This window comes from Streptomyces sp. SAI-135 (assembly GCF_029893805.1).
Classification (GTDB): Bacteria; Actinomycetota; Actinomycetes; order Streptomycetales; family Streptomycetaceae; genus Streptomyces.
The window spans coordinates 3,635,167-3,650,411 of record NZ_JARXYP010000002.1 but is presented as its reverse complement, the minus strand read 5'-3'; the positions used below and the strand labels follow the sequence as shown (position 1 = coordinate 3,650,411).

13 protein-coding genes and 2 tRNA genes are annotated in these 15,245 nt (G+C 70.4%); 9 read left to right on the top strand and 6 right to left on the bottom strand.

Translation table 11 applies throughout. The annotated features are described in order from the left end of the window. Entirely contained in the window at window positions 1-813 is an 813-nt protein-coding gene (locus tag M2163_RS20875; protein ID WP_280894702.1) for a class F sortase, read from the top strand. 268 nt (window positions 814-1,081) lie between these two features. Here M2163_RS20875 and M2163_RS20870 read toward each other — a convergent pair whose 3' ends face one another. Next, window positions 1,082-1,873 carry a GAF and ANTAR domain-containing protein gene (locus tag M2163_RS20870; RefSeq protein WP_280894701.1) on the bottom strand — a complete coding sequence of 264 codons (792 nt, stop codon included), beginning with the start codon at window positions 1,871-1,873 and terminating at the stop codon, window positions 1,082-1,084. A 163-nt stretch (window positions 1,874-2,036) separates the two neighbouring features. Here M2163_RS20870 and M2163_RS20865 point away from each other — a divergent pair, with 163 nt between their 5' ends. Next, window positions 2,037-3,077: a glycoside hydrolase family 6 protein gene (locus tag M2163_RS20865; RefSeq protein ID WP_280894700.1), complete on the top strand. Its 1,041-nt coding sequence runs from the start codon at window positions 2,037-2,039 to the stop codon at window positions 3,075-3,077. Between the two features lie 12 nt (window positions 3,078-3,089). Here the strand turns inward: M2163_RS20865 and M2163_RS20860 are convergent, their stop codons facing one another. Then, window positions 3,090-3,701, bottom strand: a complete 612-nt coding sequence (locus M2163_RS20860) for a TetR/AcrR family transcriptional regulator (protein ID WP_280851286.1) — start codon at window positions 3,699-3,701, stop codon at window positions 3,090-3,092. 123 nt (window positions 3,702-3,824) lie between these two features. On the opposite strand from M2163_RS20860, the gene M2163_RS20855 reads away from it, so the two are divergent. Beyond that, complete coding sequence (locus M2163_RS20855; RefSeq protein WP_280894699.1) at window positions 3,825-4,571, top strand: SDR family oxidoreductase; 747 nt, start codon at window positions 3,825-3,827, stop codon at window positions 4,569-4,571. 62 nt (window positions 4,572-4,633) lie between these two features. Then, window positions 4,634-4,987: a nuclear transport factor 2 family protein gene (locus M2163_RS20850; RefSeq protein WP_280851288.1), complete on the top strand. Its 354-nt coding sequence runs from the start codon at window positions 4,634-4,636 to the stop codon at window positions 4,985-4,987. A 76-nt stretch (window positions 4,988-5,063) separates the two neighbouring features. On the opposite strand, the gene M2163_RS20845 is transcribed toward M2163_RS20850, so the two are convergent. From M2163_RS20845 to M2163_RS20835, 3 genes are all read right to left on the bottom strand, one after another. Further along, window positions 5,064-7,001, bottom strand: coding sequence for a kelch motif-containing protein (locus tag M2163_RS20845; RefSeq protein WP_280894698.1), 1,938 nt, complete (start codon window positions 6,999-7,001; stop codon window positions 5,064-5,066). Next, on the bottom strand, window positions 6,998-9,007 hold the full coding sequence (locus M2163_RS20840) for a glycosyltransferase family 2 protein (protein ID WP_280894697.1): 2,010 nt from the start codon (window positions 9,005-9,007) through the stop codon (window positions 6,998-7,000). Before M2163_RS20840 ends, M2163_RS20845 begins: the two co-directional genes overlap by 4 nt. A 418-nt stretch (window positions 9,008-9,425) precedes the next feature. Continuing rightward, window positions 9,426-9,499 (bottom strand) — tRNA-Lys (locus M2163_RS20835). 153 nt (window positions 9,500-9,652) lie between these two features. Between M2163_RS20835 and M2163_RS20830 the strand changes: the two genes are divergently transcribed. From M2163_RS20830 to M2163_RS20810, 5 genes are all read left to right on the top strand, one after another. After that, window positions 9,653-11,005: a peptidoglycan-binding protein gene (locus M2163_RS20830; protein WP_280894696.1), complete on the top strand. Its 1,353-nt coding sequence runs from the start codon at window positions 9,653-9,655 to the stop codon at window positions 11,003-11,005. Between the two features lie 40 nt (window positions 11,006-11,045). After that, complete coding sequence (locus M2163_RS20825; RefSeq protein ID WP_280851292.1) at window positions 11,046-12,155, top strand: SPFH domain-containing protein; 1,110 nt, start codon at window positions 11,046-11,048, stop codon at window positions 12,153-12,155. A 96-nt stretch (window positions 12,156-12,251) separates the two neighbouring features. Beyond that, window positions 12,252-12,857 (top strand): lytic polysaccharide monooxygenase, encoded by a 606-nt coding sequence (locus tag M2163_RS20820; RefSeq protein ID WP_280894695.1) that lies wholly within the window; start codon window positions 12,252-12,254, stop codon window positions 12,855-12,857. Between the two features lie 94 nt (window positions 12,858-12,951). Continuing rightward, entirely contained in the window at window positions 12,952-13,386 is a 435-nt protein-coding gene (locus M2163_RS20815; RefSeq protein ID WP_280894694.1) for a hypothetical protein, read from the top strand. Between the two features lie 40 nt (window positions 13,387-13,426). After that, window positions 13,427-15,079: a long-chain-fatty-acid--CoA ligase gene (locus M2163_RS20810; protein WP_280894693.1), complete on the top strand. Its 1,653-nt coding sequence runs from the start codon at window positions 13,427-13,429 to the stop codon at window positions 15,077-15,079. Here M2163_RS20810 and M2163_RS20805 read toward each other — a convergent pair. Beyond that, window positions 15,045-15,118: transfer RNA gene (locus M2163_RS20805), tRNA-Lys, on the bottom strand. The genes M2163_RS20810 and M2163_RS20805 overlap by 35 nt on opposite strands. Between the last annotated feature and the right edge of the window lie 127 nt (window positions 15,119-15,245).

The following is a 15,245-nucleotide window of genomic DNA, read 5'->3' as shown; positions in this document are numbered from 1 at the left end:
ATGTCCGACCGCCGCACCGACCGCCGCACCGACCGTCGCATCGACCGCCTCGCCTACCGCCTCCCCGGTCGCGCCCGCCACAGTCGCACCCGCCGCAGTCGCGCTCTCCCCGGTCGCGCCCGCTCCGGTCGCGCCTCCCAGGGACGTACCCCCTACGGACGCGCCTTCGCCACCGGACGTCTGCCGGCCGCTGCGGTCTGGGCGGTCCTGCTGCTCGGACTGTGGCTGTGGGGGCGCGAGGCCACCGACGTACGGCACGGCCTGTCCGCGCCCGCCACCGGAGACGCAGCCGCACTCGGACGCCTGTCCGGAGCGTCCGAACTCCCGCCCCCCGCACGGCCGTTGACGGGTGCGCGGCCGCAGCGCCTCGACATCCCGGGCCTCGGGGTGCAGGCGCCCGTGGTGGCCCGCGGCCTGGACGCCCGGGGTGCCCCCGCCCCGCCGCCCTTCGACCAGCCCGGGGTCGTCGGCTGGTACGCGGCCGGCGCGAAACCCGGGGCCGCGGGGACGGCGCTGATGGTGGGCCACGTCGACACCGAGACCCGGCCCGCCGTCTTCCACCGGATCAGCAGCCTGGATCCGGGCGAGACGGTTCGGGTGATCCGTGACGACGGCAGGGTCGCCGAGTTCACCGTCGACGACGTGCGGGTCCTCAGCCGGGAGGACTTCGACGCCCGCCTGGCCTACGGCCCACACGTGCCGGGCCGCGCCGAACTGCGACTGATCACCTGCGGCGGCACCTTCGACCGGGCGAGCCGCAGCTACACGGCGAACGTGATCGTCTCGGCGTATCTGACCGGCACCGGCCTGTGAGGACCGGGGGCGCCACCCGGCCCGGTCGGCGACCCGCTCCCCCCGAAGCCGCCGACCGGGCTGGTCCTCGACCGCACCCGCTCGGGCTGCGGGAGTAACCCGGCGACGGCGCGGGAGGCCTGGAGGCTCGGTGGTGGTGACTCGGCCAGGGGCTGGGGCCGTAACCTATGAGAAGACTCTAGAACGGATGAGCGCCCGGGCCTAGAGGCCGGCTGACGCCACGTCCCGTGCTCGTGGCTCTCCGTCATACGCCCTGGTGGCCCTGGGTTCACGCGGGTCCGTCAGCGGGTCCGTCAGCGCTTCCGCCGATCTCCCGGCGCAGCTCGGCAGCGTCCTCGGCGCCCTCGATGACCGTGCTCGCCACCTGGTCCAGGGGCAGCCGGTGGCGTCGCGCGTACTGCCGTAGCGCCATGAAGGCCCGGTCGGCGGGGACGCTCCAGCGCTCGGCGAGCATCCCCTTGGCCTGCTCGATGCGGACCCTGCTCGACAGGGCTTCCTGCAACTGTCCCGACAACGTGCGGTACCGGGCGTAGGTGTGACGGTTCTGCAGACCGAGGGCGGCGGCGTCGGCGAGGGCCTGGGCGACATGGAGCTCGGGGGTCACGTCGTCGGCCGGGCTGGTGTCGGGCAGCGTGGGCACGAACACGTTGAGGGCGCCCAGCAGGTGGTCGCGGCGGCGCAGCGGGACCGCGAACGTCGTCACGATGTCGTGCCGGAGGGCCCGTTCGGTGAAGTCGGGCCAGCGGGCGTCCGCGTGGGCGACCCGTATGGAGACGGGCGGCACGGGCTGCCCCGAACCGTAGCTGTCCAGACAGGGCCCGCCGCCGTGCTGCGCCTCCAGCAGGTCCAGCGCCACCTGCTCGTGCCGGCTGCTGGCGGCAAGGGACACCGACCGGCCGCCGTCGATGAGCATCACCCCGGCCGCGCGCGCGTGGAGCAGCTCCACGCAGTGGTCGGAGACCCGTTGTAAGTACCGGGTGGCCTCGAAGCCGTCGACGAGGGTGTCCGCCGCCTCCACCAGCGCCGAGGCCAGGAGGATCTCCCTGGTGCCGTACCGCATCGCTGAGCACTCCCCTTCATCGACGAGCGCCCCCGTACGGCGCGCACCTACCCCGACCCTCGGGGCTGTAACAGCTCCTGGACAAGGCTCCGGCGACCTCGTGAGCGGCGCGAGCGGTGTGTCACGATTGAGACTTGCCACGGTGCACCCAGGGGGGAATTGGATGTACGTCAGCAGGGGGGCCAGGAGGGCGGCCCGCGCACGGGCTTCGGCGGCGGTGCTGGGGGCGGCACTGCTGCTCGCCGCGTGCTCGACGCCGGACGACACGAAAAAGGGGGACGAAGGAGACAAGGGCGGCGCGGGGATCACCCAGCAGCCCAAGGAGGCCGACCCGTTCTGGGTCAACCCGGACGGCAACGCGGCCCAGCAGGTCGCGGCCTACCTGAAGAGCGGCAAGGACGACGAGGCGGAACAGATCCGCAAGATCGCCCAGCAGCCCACGGGGGAGTGGATCGGCCCGGAGAACCCGGAGCAGGAGGCGCGCGGTTTCACCGAGGCCGCCGACAAGGCCGGCCGTACGGCCCTCCTCGTCCTCTACAACATCCCGCACCGCGACTGCGGCCAGTACTCCCAGGGCGGCGCCGCCGACGGCAACGCCTACCGGACCTGGATCGACGGCGTGGCCGCGGGCATCGGCGACCGCTCCGCGACGGTGATCCTCGAACCGGACGCCGTCCTGCACCTGGTCGACGGCTGCACGAAGGACGAGTTCCACGAGGAGCGCTATGACCTGCTCACCGGTGCGGTCGAGAAGCTCAAGTCCCTGAAGAACACCAAGGTCTACCTGGACGCGGGCAACGCGGGCTGGGGCCACCCCGACCAGATCTTCGAACCCCTCAAGTGGGCCGGCATCGCCAAGGCCGACGGTTTCTCGGTGAACGTCTCCAACTTCTACTCCACCGAGGACTCCATCGCCTACGGCAAGCAGCTCTCCGCCAAGGTCGGCAACAAACACTTCGTCATCGACACCAGCCGCAACGGCAACGGCCCGTACAAGGACGGCGACGAGAACGAGCGCTGGTGCAACCCGCCGGGCAGGGCCCTGGGAGAGACCCCGACCATAAGGACGGCGGACCCGTTGGTCGACGCCTACCTGTGGGTCAAGCGCCCGGGAGAGTCGGACGGCGAGTGCAAGGGCGGCCCGAAGGCGGGGGAGTGGTGGTCCGACTACGCCCTGAAACTGGCGCGAGGGTCGGACACGTAGGCCGTAGCCAAGTCAGGCGCTCACCTGCGCGTGCGGCCGGGGCACGGCCTGCAGGGCGATGTCGACGGTGGTGTGGAGGGCCGCACGGGCCGCGCCGGCGGCCGCGTGCACGGCATTGCCTTCGCTGACGACCATCACATAGCGGGCGAGTGCGTGCGGGTCGGTCCCCGCGGGCAGGTCGCCCTCCTCGACGGCGCGGGCCAGACGCTGCGCGAGGGCGCGTTCCCCGGCGAGGCGGCTGTCGGCCAGGAACCGGGCGATGCGGCCGCTGTCGCCGCCCTCGGCCAGGCCGCCCTGCACGGACAGGCATCCGGAGGGGCGGTCTGGGCGGGTGAGCGCGTCGGCGTTGGCGCGCAGGAAGGACTCGATGACCGCATAGGCGGTCGGCTCCGCGAGAGCCTCGCGGGCGTAGGCCATGTCGGCCTCGGCGTAGCGGGCGACGGCACGGTGGAAGAGCTGCTCCTTGTTGCCGAACGCCGCGTACATGCTCGTGCGGTTGATGCCCATCGCCTCGGTGAGGTCGGTGAGCGACGCGCCGTCGTAGCCCTGGCGCCAGAAGACCTCCACCGCACGGTCTAGCGCGGCCTCCGCGTCGAAGCCCCGGGGTCTGCCGCGTACCGCCATGACGCCCTCCTGTGTCGGTCGCCGAAATTTTAACCGAACGGTACGGAATAGCTGCCCGGGTGCCGCGGTTCTCCACGGGTGAACGACTTGAGTACCGAACGGTACAGAAATGGAGAACCCCTCATGGGTCAGCTCGACGGCAAGACCGCCCTCGTCACCGGTGCCACGTCCGGCATCGGCCTGGCCGCCGCACGACGGCTCGCTGCGGAAGGCGCCCACGTCTTCCTCACCGGCCGCCGGCAGCAGGCGCTCGACGAGGCGGTGGCCTCCATCGGCGACCGCGCCACAGGAGTACGAGCCGATGTCGCCGACCTCGGCGACCTCGACCGCCTCTTCGACCAGATCCAGCGGCACGGCAGCCTCGACATCGTCTTCGCCAACGCGGGCGGCGGAGCGTTCGCGGCTCTGCCCGACATCACCTGGGACCACTACGCCGACACCTTCAACACCAACGTCGCGGGCACCCTGTTCACCGTGCAGAAGGCGCTCCCGTTGCTCCGCCCGGGCGCGTCGGTCATCCTGACCAGCTCCAACATCGACACCAAGGGCGCCGCCTCCTTCAGCGTCTACGCCGCGACCAAGGCCGCGCTGCGCTCCCTGACCCGCAGCTGGGCGGCGGAACTCGTCACCCGCGGCATCCGCGTCAACAGCATCGCCCCCGGCCCGATCGGGACGCCCGGCCTCAGCGGTCTCGCGGGCACCCCCGAGGCCGCCGAACAACTGCTTGAGGGCCTGGCTGCCGGAGTCCCCATGCAGCGTCTGGGCCGCCCGGAGGAGATCGCCGAGACGGTCCTCTTCCTCGCCGGTGAGGCCAGCAGCTACATGACCGGTGCCGAGATATACGTCGACGGCGGCGCAAGCCAGATCTGACCGGCACCGCAGCCACCCAACCCCCTCCAGGCACCTGACACGAGCGCACCCTTGAAGGAACCATGCACAACGTGACCGACCTGCTCGCGGCCAACCTGCACGAAGTCTTCGGCAACCGTGACGCCGCAACCCGCCGCGCGGCCATCGACCGCATCTACACCGAGGACGTCGTCTTCACCGACCCGGAAGGCGCCACCACCGGACGCGACGCCCTCGCGGACAAGGCCGCCGCCCTCCTCGCCGACGCCCCCGCCGACTTCGAGTTCACCGAGGACGGCCGGCGTTATGCCGGCCCCCACTCCGGAGCACTCGCCTGGGCCTTCGGTCCGCCCGGCACGCCCGCCGTCCGCGGGATCGACGTCATCACCGTCCGCGACGGAAGGATCGCCGCCGTCATGACGATGTTCACCGCCTGACCACCGTCACCGCGTGGCGCGACCGGACACCAACGCTCCCGCACCCGACAGCACGGGTGCGGGAGCGTTCCTGGTCCTACGGCACCCGAACCCACTGTGCCTTCGACGGCGTCCCCTGGTCGTCGGCGGCGAACAGCATGTACCACCCCGACTGCACCAGGTTCTTGTTCTCCGGCACCGTCACCTTCACCTTGTCCCCGGACACCGTGAACTTCAGCTCGACGGACCGCTGGTCCACGTCGGTCACATGGGTCGACGCACTGGGCCGGATCAACCGCACCTTCCTGATCGCGGAAGCCTGCGGCGAGGTGAACGTCCCCGAGGCCCCCCGGGCGATCGTCTGCGGCCCCCCGGACAGCGAGGGCCGGGAGTCCCGGTACAGATAGGGCGGGGTGTAGATCTCGATCCGCTGCTCGAAGGTGCCCGGCTTGGTGTTCGCCTTGTCCCCGTACAGCGAGTCCGACCCGAAGAACATCACCCGCCCGTCCGGCAGCAGCAGCGACCCGGAGTGGTAGTTGCGCCCTACCAGAGGGTCGGCCACCGACTCGAAGGTGTTGGTGTCCGGGTGGTACAGCCGGGCCTGGAGGATGTTGGAGTCACCGCGTCCGCGGTAGTCCTCCGACCCGCCGGACACCAGCACCGAGTCGTCGGGAAGGATCGACGCCTGCGGATACCGCGTCCCCTTCTCCAGCGTCGGCCCGTCCACGAACTTCGGGCTGTCCGCCTTCAGGTCCACGATCCGCGTCCGGTTGCTGGACAGCTTGGACTCGCCGACCCCGCCGCCCCCGATCACCATGTACTTCTCGTCCTGCGCCGGAGGCAGCAGCACGGTCCCGGAGGTCTCCATCCTGTCGGCGTCGCTGAGCCCGGGGATCTTCGTGAACTTGTTGCTGTCCACGTCCCAGACGCCCGGATCGCGCCCCACGTTGTCCGGCCCGTAGCCCGCGTTCGACCCCGAGTAGAAGACCTTGCCGTTCTGCATGAGGAACAGCGCGGGGTAGGTCGGGAACTGACGGACCTTCGACGTGTACGTCCACTTCTTGGTCTTCGGGTCGAAGACCTCGTTCTTGCCCGGCACCAGCTGACCGATGTCGTCGAGCCCGGAGACGCTGAGGATCTTCCCGTCGCTCAGGGTGGTGAGCGTCGGATACCAGCGGGCCTCCTTCATCGGGTCGACCTTGATGTACTTCTCGGCGACCGGGTCGAACTCGAAGGCGTCCCGGATCCCCTGGAAGTCCTTCTTGTCGAGCGCCAGCTTCTGCGCGATCCCGTAGGTGTTGCGCGCGTCGGTCCCGGTGAGCCCCTGGATCCGGTAGTTGTCCTGGGTGCCCGTCTCGTACTTGGCGCCGCTCTTCTGCGCCTCGACGTAGATACGCCCGAGCCCGGGGTCGTTGCGCAGGAACTTCCCGGTCGCCTTGTCGAAGACCTTGGTGGCCCGTTCCACTACCACCGGGTCCTTGGACACGAAGGTCCGGCCGTTCTCCTTGCCGGTGAACTTGGTGCCCGCGGGCAGGGTGATCGGCTGGTCCGGGTTCTCGTTGTGCACGATCATCAGGCCGCCGGCCTTGGTGACGTCGCCCTTGAGCTTCTCGTACCGCTTGGTGCCACCGGCGATCAGCAGATTGCCGTTCGCCAGCTGGGTGTGCCCGGTGCAGAACAGGTCGCTGGGCGTCGGCACCTTCTTGATCGTGCCCTTGACCGGGTCCCAGATCCGGGTGTCGAACTTCTTCGCGTCGAAGTTGTCCTGGTTGTTGCCGGAGCCCGCCACCAGCAGCACCTTCCCGGTGCGCAGCAGCGCCGCGTGGATGGTGTTCTGCCGGTACTCCTCGGGAAAGTCGACGATCTCCCACTTGCCGTTCTCGGCTTTGTACTCGGGCTTGTTGATTTGGTACTGGTGGTATTTCTCCGTCCCGAAGCGGTACAGCCACGGGCCGTTCATCCCGGCCAGCGCGAGCACCACCGCCGTACCGATCGCGAGTCGACGGGCGCGGCGGCGGCCTGCACGGTCGTTCATTCCTTACGTCCCCCAAGTCCACCAAGGGCGATCTGCATGGTCTGGTCGCTGCCCCCGTCGTCCGCGGTGCCCGGTGAAGGAGCGGCGGCCCAGGTCGGCTTGTGGGCCGGTGCGTGCTGGGCCGGGGCCTGCTGGGCCGGCAGCGGTTGCGGCTGGTGCTGCGCCGCGACCTGAGCCGGTACCACCGGCCCCTGCGGCTGCTCGGCGGACGCGGCGGGCTTCTTCTTCGTCTGGCGCAGCATGTGCCGCCAGGTGAAGATCGGGGTCGCGGTGATCAGCATGGCGAAGGTCGCCCAGATGATCATCGCGGGGTGCGAGTGCCCGAGGACGACACCGGCACCGATCGAGCCACCGAAGATCGCGATGAAGTACCAGTGGTAGCGGAAGGTGCCGAACCACCGGTCGGGGCTGGCCGAGTCGCCCTTGGGCGTGACCACGAACTTGCTCTTGCGCCGCAGCACCGAGTCGATCAGCGCCTTCGCGTACAGCGGTGCGGACAGCGCCGACATCACCATGCCCGCGACACCGCCGGAGCCCTCGGGCTCGTGCGGGGAGACGTTGTGGCGGCGGTTCCAGATGTACAGGCCGATCTGGAGCGCGGAGGCGTTGCCGTAGAGCATCAGCCACACGGTGGGGTCGATGTTCACACCCGAGGCGCCCAGGCCCAGGAACAGCGCGCAGCTCAGGGCCGCGAGGATCCAGTTGAGGGCGGACATCGGGTAGAAGATGATCATCATCGTGTAGTTGAAGAGCTTGCTCGGCGGCAGCGAGTACCAGCCCTTCCAGTACTGCTTGAGGATCGTCTCGTACGTCCCTCGCGACCAGCGCATCTGCTGGGTGAAGAAGTCGGTCCAGGCGCTTGGCCCTTCGCCGACGGCGAGCACGTCCGGCGTGTAGACCGAGCGCCATTTCCTCCCCGTGGCCGGGTTCTTGTGCCGGTGGATCTCGAACCCGGTCGCCATGTCCTCGGTGATCGAGTCGTACAGCCCGCCGATCTGCTTGAGCGCGCTGATCCGCACGGCGTTCGAGGTGCCCACGAACATCGGGGCGCCGTACTTGTTGCCGGCGCGCTGGATCAGGGCGTGGAAGAGGAACTGCTGGGACTCGGCGGCCTTGGTGACGAAGTTGTCGTAGTTGCCGTAGACCTGCGGGCCGATCACGAAGCCGACGTCCGGGTCGCGGAAGAAGCCGAGCATCCGCTCCAGGTAGTTGGGCAGCGGCACGTGGTCGGTGTCGACCGAGGCGAAGAAGTCGTACTGGTCGCCGTGCGCGTCCAGCCAGGCGTTGTAGTTGCCGTGCTTGGTCTTGGCGCGGTGCGGGCCCTTGGGCTGGTTCCACTTCTCGACGCCCTTGCGGGAGAAGTGGTGCACACCGAGGCGCGCGCAGACCTCCTTGACCGCCGGGTCGTCGCCCTCGTCCAGGAGCCAGACGTGCATGAGGCCGCGGTGGCGGATCCTGACCGCGGCTTCCAGGGTCTTCGTCACCATCTCCAGCGGCTCCTTGCCGGGCACGAAGGAGGTGAGGAAGGCCACTCTGGTGCCGGTCTCGGGCACCACGGGGACCGGGTCCCGGGCGACCAGGGTGGCGTGGGCGTTGGACAGGACGTTCATGCAGCGGAAGAACTCGATCAGGCCGATCGAGACGAGCATGACGATGTCCAGGGCCGGCAGCCACGAGAAGGCCGGGTAGTCGCGCTCGGTCCAGTGCTCGGGCTGGAGCAGCCAGAACAGCAGGACCAGGGAGAGCACCGGGGCCGCGGCGAGCATCAGGGCGACTCTGATGCGGTGCGGCTCCTGCGAGATCAGCGAGCGGTACTGCACCTTGTAGGGCCGGCTCGGGTCGGGCTGGGTGAGGGGACCGGCCAATCTGCTGTAGTGCTCGTAGTCGTACTTCGGAAGCGTCTTCTTTATCCGGCGCAGTGTGCCGGTCCGATGCGAAGGCAGCCTGAGCTGTGTGGTGTCGGACGGGTCGAAGTTCTGCCGGGCGCCCGTCGGCGTCGACGTCATGAGTCATCCCCCCACACGCGGACGGGGCCGCGTGTTGTCGTTTCCTTACGGCTGGTCTGGTCCCCCTCGACCTTCACAGACGTATCAGTGGTGGGCCGCAGTCACCACAATCTTCACAGCATTAGACAGGTAACAGCGGCCTTCCGGTTGCAGACGCCCCCTCCGGCATCTTCAGCGGCGGGGCCCCCTTTCCCCGCAACACCGGCAACCGTCTCCTTGCCCCCCAACTGCCGCGTATACGCAGCATCTTGAAAACCAGGGTTCTACGGTGCTCATCATGATCGCAAGATGCGAAACGCGGTGTTTACCGGTCATACGCGTTCATTGTGGCCCCTGTGAGGGCCTCTCACGCCTCCAAGCACGACAGACCCCCAAGCGCGACAGGCCCCCCACCGCCGTGGGAGGCCTGTCGTTGTCGTGCGCCGCCAGGGACTCGAACCCCGGACCCGCTGATTAAGAGTCAGCTGCTCTAACCAACTGAGCTAGCGGCGCCTGCTGACCTGCACAACTCTACCCGACCCGGGAGGGTGCTCCGGGTCGGCGTACATCATTCGGACCGTCAGCATGCGCGTACGGGAGACAGTTGCGAAACTGGCGAATGTGCACAGTTGCGGACATTTCAATCTGGAGTGTGAGGGGCATCGCATGGAGACTCCGGTGTTCGAGGAGATCGACCCCGCGAGTGACTGCGACTGCCCCGGATGCGTCCACTGGCGGCGCGTTCTCCCCCGGTCGACCGGCGCTCACCCCGCCGCCACCCGGGCCATGATCGTCGCCGCCGCGGCCTCCACCGCCCTCGGCGCGGTCCACGCGGCCCCGGCCTTCGCCGCCCCCCACGCCCCGGCCCGTCCCGGTGCTCCGGCGATCGACGAGCCCGCCACCCCCCAGGGCCGCAAGGCCCCGCTGCACGGCCCCGGCGGCAGGCCCACGGTCGTCAAGGCGCCGACCACCACCCGCGCCGACATCATCCGGCGGGCCAAGCAGTGGGTCGCCGCGAAGGTGCCGTACAGCATGTCCGCCTACTGGGGCGACGGCTACCGGCAGGACTGCTCGGGCTTCGTGTCCATGGCCTGGAACCTGCCGGGCAACGAGTGGACCGGCAGCCTGGGCCAGTACGGGATCAGGATCGCCAAGGACGACCTCCAGCCAGGCGACATCCTGCTCTTCCACAACCCGTCCAACCCCGAGCAGGGCTCCCACGTCGTCATCTTCGGCGGCTGGACGGACTACACGCACACCTACTACCTCGCCTACGAGGAGACCCGTCCGTACGCCCGCAAGCAGGCCACGCCCTACGCCTACTGGAGCAACTCGGACCGTTACGTCGCCTACCGGTACAAGGGGCTCGCGGGCGCCGCCCCGGGCGCGGAGCCGGCCACCCCCCAACCGGCCACCTCCCCACCGGCCACACCCAAGCCGGACAGCGACAAGCCCGCCGGGCCGGACGTGACGTCCTACCCGGGAGCCGCCTACTTCGGCCCCGGGGCCAACAACAAGTACGTCACCCAGCTCGGCCGCATGCTCGTGGAGCGCGGCGCCGGGCGCTACTACACCTCCGGCCCCGGCCCCCGCTGGACGGACGCGGACCGCAGGGCGACCCAGGCGTTCCAGCAGGCGCAGGGCTGGCGGGGCGAGGACGCGGACGGGCTGCCCGGGGTGCAGACCTGGACGCTGCTGGTGACCGGCAGGGGCAAGGACATCGGAGGGGCGGGCGGACAGACGGGGGCGGCGGGCCCCTCGGCGCCCTCCTCGCACGGGGTCCCCGGCTACCCGGGACGCGCGATGTTCCGGCCCGGCGCGAGCAACAAGTACGTCACCCAGCTCGGCAGACAGCTGGTGAAGAAAGGGTTCGGCAAGTACTACACGACCGGGCCGGGACCGCGCTGGGGCGAGCCGGACCGGCGGGGCGTCGAGGCCTTCCAGCGCGCCCAGGGCTGGCGGGGCGGCGCGGCGGACGGCTACCCGGGGCCGGAGACCTGGCGGCGGCTCTTCTCGTAACCACCTGTGGTGACATCTGGCGCGGAGGCTGGAGACACGCATGACTACGACCGCTTCACCCACACCGGAGTCCGAGGGGCACGCCCGCCCGGCCCGGCTCATCCAGAACGAGTCGACCACCGAGATCCCGGTCCACCTGCTCTTCCGTGACGACCCGGACCCGGTGTCGGTGCCGCTGAAGCCCGCGGTGGTGGCCCGCAGGCAGGGCACCGGCGAACAGCCCCGGCTGCGCAGACCCGACCGGCTCACCCCGCGACCCGCCCCCGACGTGGATCCCGACCTGTCCGAGCGTCCCGCCCGGGTGCTGCCGGGCTCGGTGGGTGTCCTCGCCGGCACCTGCGGACTGGCCGGGTGCGCGGTCACCTCGTGGTGGGCCGGCGTACTGCCGAGGCTGGCCCTGGAGGCGCTCCGGGTCCCGGCGTTCGCGGGCGCGGGCCTCGGTCCGGCCCAGTGGGCGGCGTACGCCGGTGCCGGTGCCCTCGGTCTGTTCGGCTTCGGCGGACTGGCCCGCGGCCGGACCGGGCGGGCCTGGGTGCTCGGTCTGTTCGGCCGCTACCGGGGGACCGTCCGGCGCACCGGCCTGATGTGGGTCAACCCGCTGCTGCTGCGCCGCCGGGTCGACGTACGGCTGCGGCACTGGCGCGGTGAGCCGATGCCGGCCGCCGACGCGAGCGGGGTCGCGCTGCGGGTCGTCGTCCTCGTGGTGTGGCGGGTGCGGGACACCGCGCGGGCCACGCTCGGCGTGGACGACCACGAGACGTATCTGCGCGAGTGCGTCGAGGCCGCGCTCGCCCGGGTCCCGGTGGAGGCACCGGGCTCCGGCCGGGGCTCGGCCGACACGGCGGGGGAGGCGCTGACCCGGCTGGTGGCCGCGGAGACCGCGCCCGTCGGCGTCGAGGTGTTCTCGGTGCAGCCGCTGCGCGTCGAGTACGCCCCCGAGGTCGCCGCCGCGATGCACCGCCGCCGGATCGCCGCGCTGGACGCCCAGCAGCGGGCCACCATGCTGACCTCGGTGGTGGACTCGGTGGAGGACACGGTCACCCGGCTGACCATGCGGGGCCTGGTGGAGCTGGACGACTACGAACGCAAGGCGCTGGTCAAGGACTTGACGGTGGCGTTCTGCGCGGGGCGTGGAGAACAAGGGGCGTAGTTGGTATGGACATGTTCAACACTCAGTAATAATCTGGGACTTGGTCTAGACCTGCAAGCTCACTGAACCTCCCCCACGTTCTCCAGGAGCGGCAGCATGCGCAAAAAGACCAAGTGGTACGCCGCCGTGGTGGGTCTCGCCACCACCGGCGCCGTCGTGCTCTCCTCCGGCGGCGCCAGCGGCCACGGCTACACCGACCTCCCCATCAGCAGGCAGAAGCTCTGCCAGAACGGCACGGTGGCGAACTGCGGCTCGATCCAGTGGGAGCCGCAGAGCGTCGAGGGCCCGAAGGGCTTCCCGGCCGGCGGGCCCGCGGACGGGCAGATCTGCAACGCCGGCCTGAGTCAGTTCAGCCAGCTCAGCGCACCGAGGACACCGTCGGGTACCGCGTGGCCTGCGACGAAGGTGACGGGCGGGCAGAGCTACACGTTCCGCTGGCAGTTCACCGCCATGCACGCTACGACCGACTTCAAGTACTACGTCACCAAGGCGGGCTGGAACCAGAGCCACAACCTGGCCCGCTCCGACCTCAACCTCACCCCGTTCCTGACCGTCCCCTACAACGGCCAGCGCCCCCCGTCCACCCTCTCGCACAGCGGCACCCTGCCGTCCGGGCTCAGCGGACGGCATGTGATCGTCGCGGTGTGGACGATCGCCGACACGGCGAACGCGTTCTACGCCTGCTCGGACGTCACGTTCTGAGCATCGCTTGAGACAGTCCAGGCTTCCCCCGGGGTAGGTTCCCCCACACGATCACGCGATCCCGTGATCGGTGCCTGACCTCGGGGGATCCGTCATGAGCGCCTTCTTCTACGTCATTCCGATCCTGATCATGGCCGTGGCCCTGTCCGGCGCGTACCTCATGGTGCGGCGCTGGCTGCGGATGCGCAGCGCCTTCAGGAGCGGGCTCACCGCCGAGGGGCGGTGTCTGCGGGTGTACGCCGTGGCGCACGGCGGCGGCGACAGCCGGGTGCGCACGAGCCTGCGGCATGTATACGAGTTCAGGGCCCGCGACGGCCGGAGCATCCGCTTCGAGGAGGAGGGCGGCCCGGGAACCGTGCTGGAGGGCGACATCGTCACCGTGCACTACGCCGAGGGCCCCCACGTCGTGGCCACGGCCCGGCCCGGCAGCGGCGGGCACGGCTGCGCCGCCTTCGTGGTGACGGCCTTCGCCGGGACGGTCGTCCTGGTCTGCCTCATCGTCATGATCGCCTTCGCCGCGGTGGCTTAGGCCTCCACATCTGACGGTCCGTCAACTACCGTACGCGCCCATGGACTCCAGGAGGCGTACGGTCGCGGAGCTCGTCGCGGGGCGGTGGGGCGACCACCGGCCGGGGCTTTGGTTCGAGGGGCGGGAGCTCACCCACCACGAGGTGGCCTCCGGTGCCGCGGCTCGGGCGGCACTGCTCACCGACCTGCTGCCGGGCGCCGGGTCCCACATCGGGGTGCTGCTCGACAACACCCCCGAGTACCCGCTGTGGTTGAGCGCGGCCGCCCTCGCCCGTACCGCAGTGGCCGGCGTCAACCCCACCCGCCGGGGACCCGAGCTCGCCCGCGACATCCTGCACACCGAGTGCCGCCTGCTGATCACCGAACCGTCCCGGCTGCCGTTGCTGCACGGACTCGACCTGCCCGGTGTCCGCCTGCTGGTGACCGGAACCGAGGAGTACGACACCCTGCTCGCGCCCTACGCCGGCGCCGAACCGGACGCCTCCCGCGCCCTCCCCGAGGACCGGCTGCTCCTCTACTTCACCTCCGGCTCGACCGGTGCCCCCAAGGCCGCGCTCTGCTCCCAGGGCCGGCTGGCCGCCGCCGGGCGCTCCCTGGCGGACCAGTTCCGGCTCGGCCCCGACGGGGTGCACTACGTCTGCATGCCGATGTTCCACGGCAACGCGGTGATCGCCGACTGGGCGCCCGCGCTGGCGAGCGGAGCGGGGGTCGCGCTCAGGCGGCGGTTCTCGGCCTCGGGGTTCCTGGCGGACGTGCGCGCGTACGGGGCGACGTACTTCACCTATGTCGGCCGGGCCATCCAGTACGTCCTGGCCACCGAGGAGCGCGAGGACGACCGGGACAACCCGCTGCGACTCGGCTTCGGCACCGAGGCGGGGGCCCTGGACGCGGCGGCCTTCGAGCGGCGGTTCGGGGTGCGGCTGGTCGAGGGGTACGGGTCCTCCGAGGGCGGCGCGGCGATCCAGTGGGCGCCGGGGACTCCGTCGGGCGCGGTGGGGCGGGCGGGCCCCGGGCTCGTCGTACTCGATCAGGAGTCGGGCGAGCAGTGCCCGCCGGCCCGCTTCGACGCGGCCGGACGGCTGCTGAACGGGGACGAGGCGATAGGGGAGCTGGTGAACAGGGCCCCGAACCCCTTCGAGGGGTACTGGCGCAACCCCGAGGCGGAGGCGGAGCGGCGGCGCGGGGGCTGGTACTGGACCGGCGACCTCTTCTACCGCGACCGCGACGACTACCTGTACTTCGCCGGCCGCACCGACGACCGGATCCGCGTCGACGGCGAGAACCTGGCCGCCGCGATGATCGAGAACATCCTCGCGCGCTACGAGGGTGCGGTGGCCGTCGCCGTGTACGCGGTGCCGGACCCGGTGACCGGGGACCAGGTGATGGCGACGCTCGCGGGGACCTTCGACCCGGCCGGCTTCGCGGACTTCCTGGCGGCCCAGCCTGACCTCGGCACGAAGATGGCGCCCCGGTACGTGCGGGTGGTGGACCGGATGCCGGTCACAGCAACAAACAAGATCCACCGAGCACGACTCAGGAAGGATGGGGTGCACTGCGCGGACCCGGTGTGGTGGCGCGCACCGGGCGAGAAGGCGTACCGACGACTGGTCCCGGAAAACGCCGAAGGACCCTTCGCTCCCACGAAAGGCCCTTCACCGGTGCGCCGCCAGGGACTCGAACCCCGGACCCGCTGATTAAGAGTCAGCTGCTCTAACCAACTGAGCTAGCGGCGCATGACTCTCACCCTCCGCCTTCGGCGGCTGGCGACAGAGAAAATACTACCCGGTCGGAAGGGGTGCTTCTGACCACGGCCGAGTGGACCCACCCAGGGGCGACGACCGACGACCTTCCGCACCGCCC

What these genes read in the sequence shown, in the direction of transcription:
- M2163_RS20840 (WP_280894697.1), bottom strand. Translation starts at nt 9,007, where the DNA reads ATGACGTCGACGCCGACGGGCGCCCGGCAGAACTTCGACCCGTCCGAC.
- M2163_RS20845 (WP_280894698.1), bottom strand. Translation starts at nt 7,001, where the DNA reads ATGAACGACCGTGCAGGCCGCCGCCGCGCCCGTCGACTCGCGATCGGT.
- M2163_RS20870 (WP_280894701.1), bottom strand. Translation starts at nt 1,873, where the DNA reads ATGCGGTACGGCACCAGGGAGATCCTCCTGGCCTCGGCGCTGGTGGAG.
- M2163_RS20810 (WP_280894693.1), top strand. Translation starts at nt 13,427, where the DNA reads ATGGACTCCAGGAGGCGTACGGTCGCGGAGCTCGTCGCGGGGCGGTGG.
- M2163_RS20820 (WP_280894695.1), top strand. Translation starts at nt 12,252, where the DNA reads ATGCGCAAAAAGACCAAGTGGTACGCCGCCGTGGTGGGTCTCGCCACC.
- M2163_RS20875 (WP_280894702.1), top strand. Translation starts at nt 1, where the DNA reads ATGTCCGACCGCCGCACCGACCGCCGCACCGACCGTCGCATCGACCGC.
- M2163_RS20850 (WP_280851288.1), top strand. Translation starts at nt 4,634, where the DNA reads ATGCACAACGTGACCGACCTGCTCGCGGCCAACCTGCACGAAGTCTTC.
- M2163_RS20855 (WP_280894699.1), top strand. Translation starts at nt 3,825, where the DNA reads ATGGGTCAGCTCGACGGCAAGACCGCCCTCGTCACCGGTGCCACGTCC.
- M2163_RS20830 (WP_280894696.1), top strand. Translation starts at nt 9,653, where the DNA reads ATGGAGACTCCGGTGTTCGAGGAGATCGACCCCGCGAGTGACTGCGAC.
- M2163_RS20825 (WP_280851292.1), top strand. Translation starts at nt 11,046, where the DNA reads ATGACTACGACCGCTTCACCCACACCGGAGTCCGAGGGGCACGCCCGC.
- M2163_RS20860 (WP_280851286.1), bottom strand. Translation starts at nt 3,701, where the DNA reads ATGGCGGTACGCGGCAGACCCCGGGGCTTCGACGCGGAGGCCGCGCTA.
- M2163_RS20815 (WP_280894694.1), top strand. Translation starts at nt 12,952, where the DNA reads ATGAGCGCCTTCTTCTACGTCATTCCGATCCTGATCATGGCCGTGGCC.
- M2163_RS20865 (WP_280894700.1), top strand. Translation starts at nt 2,037, where the DNA reads ATGTACGTCAGCAGGGGGGCCAGGAGGGCGGCCCGCGCACGGGCTTCG.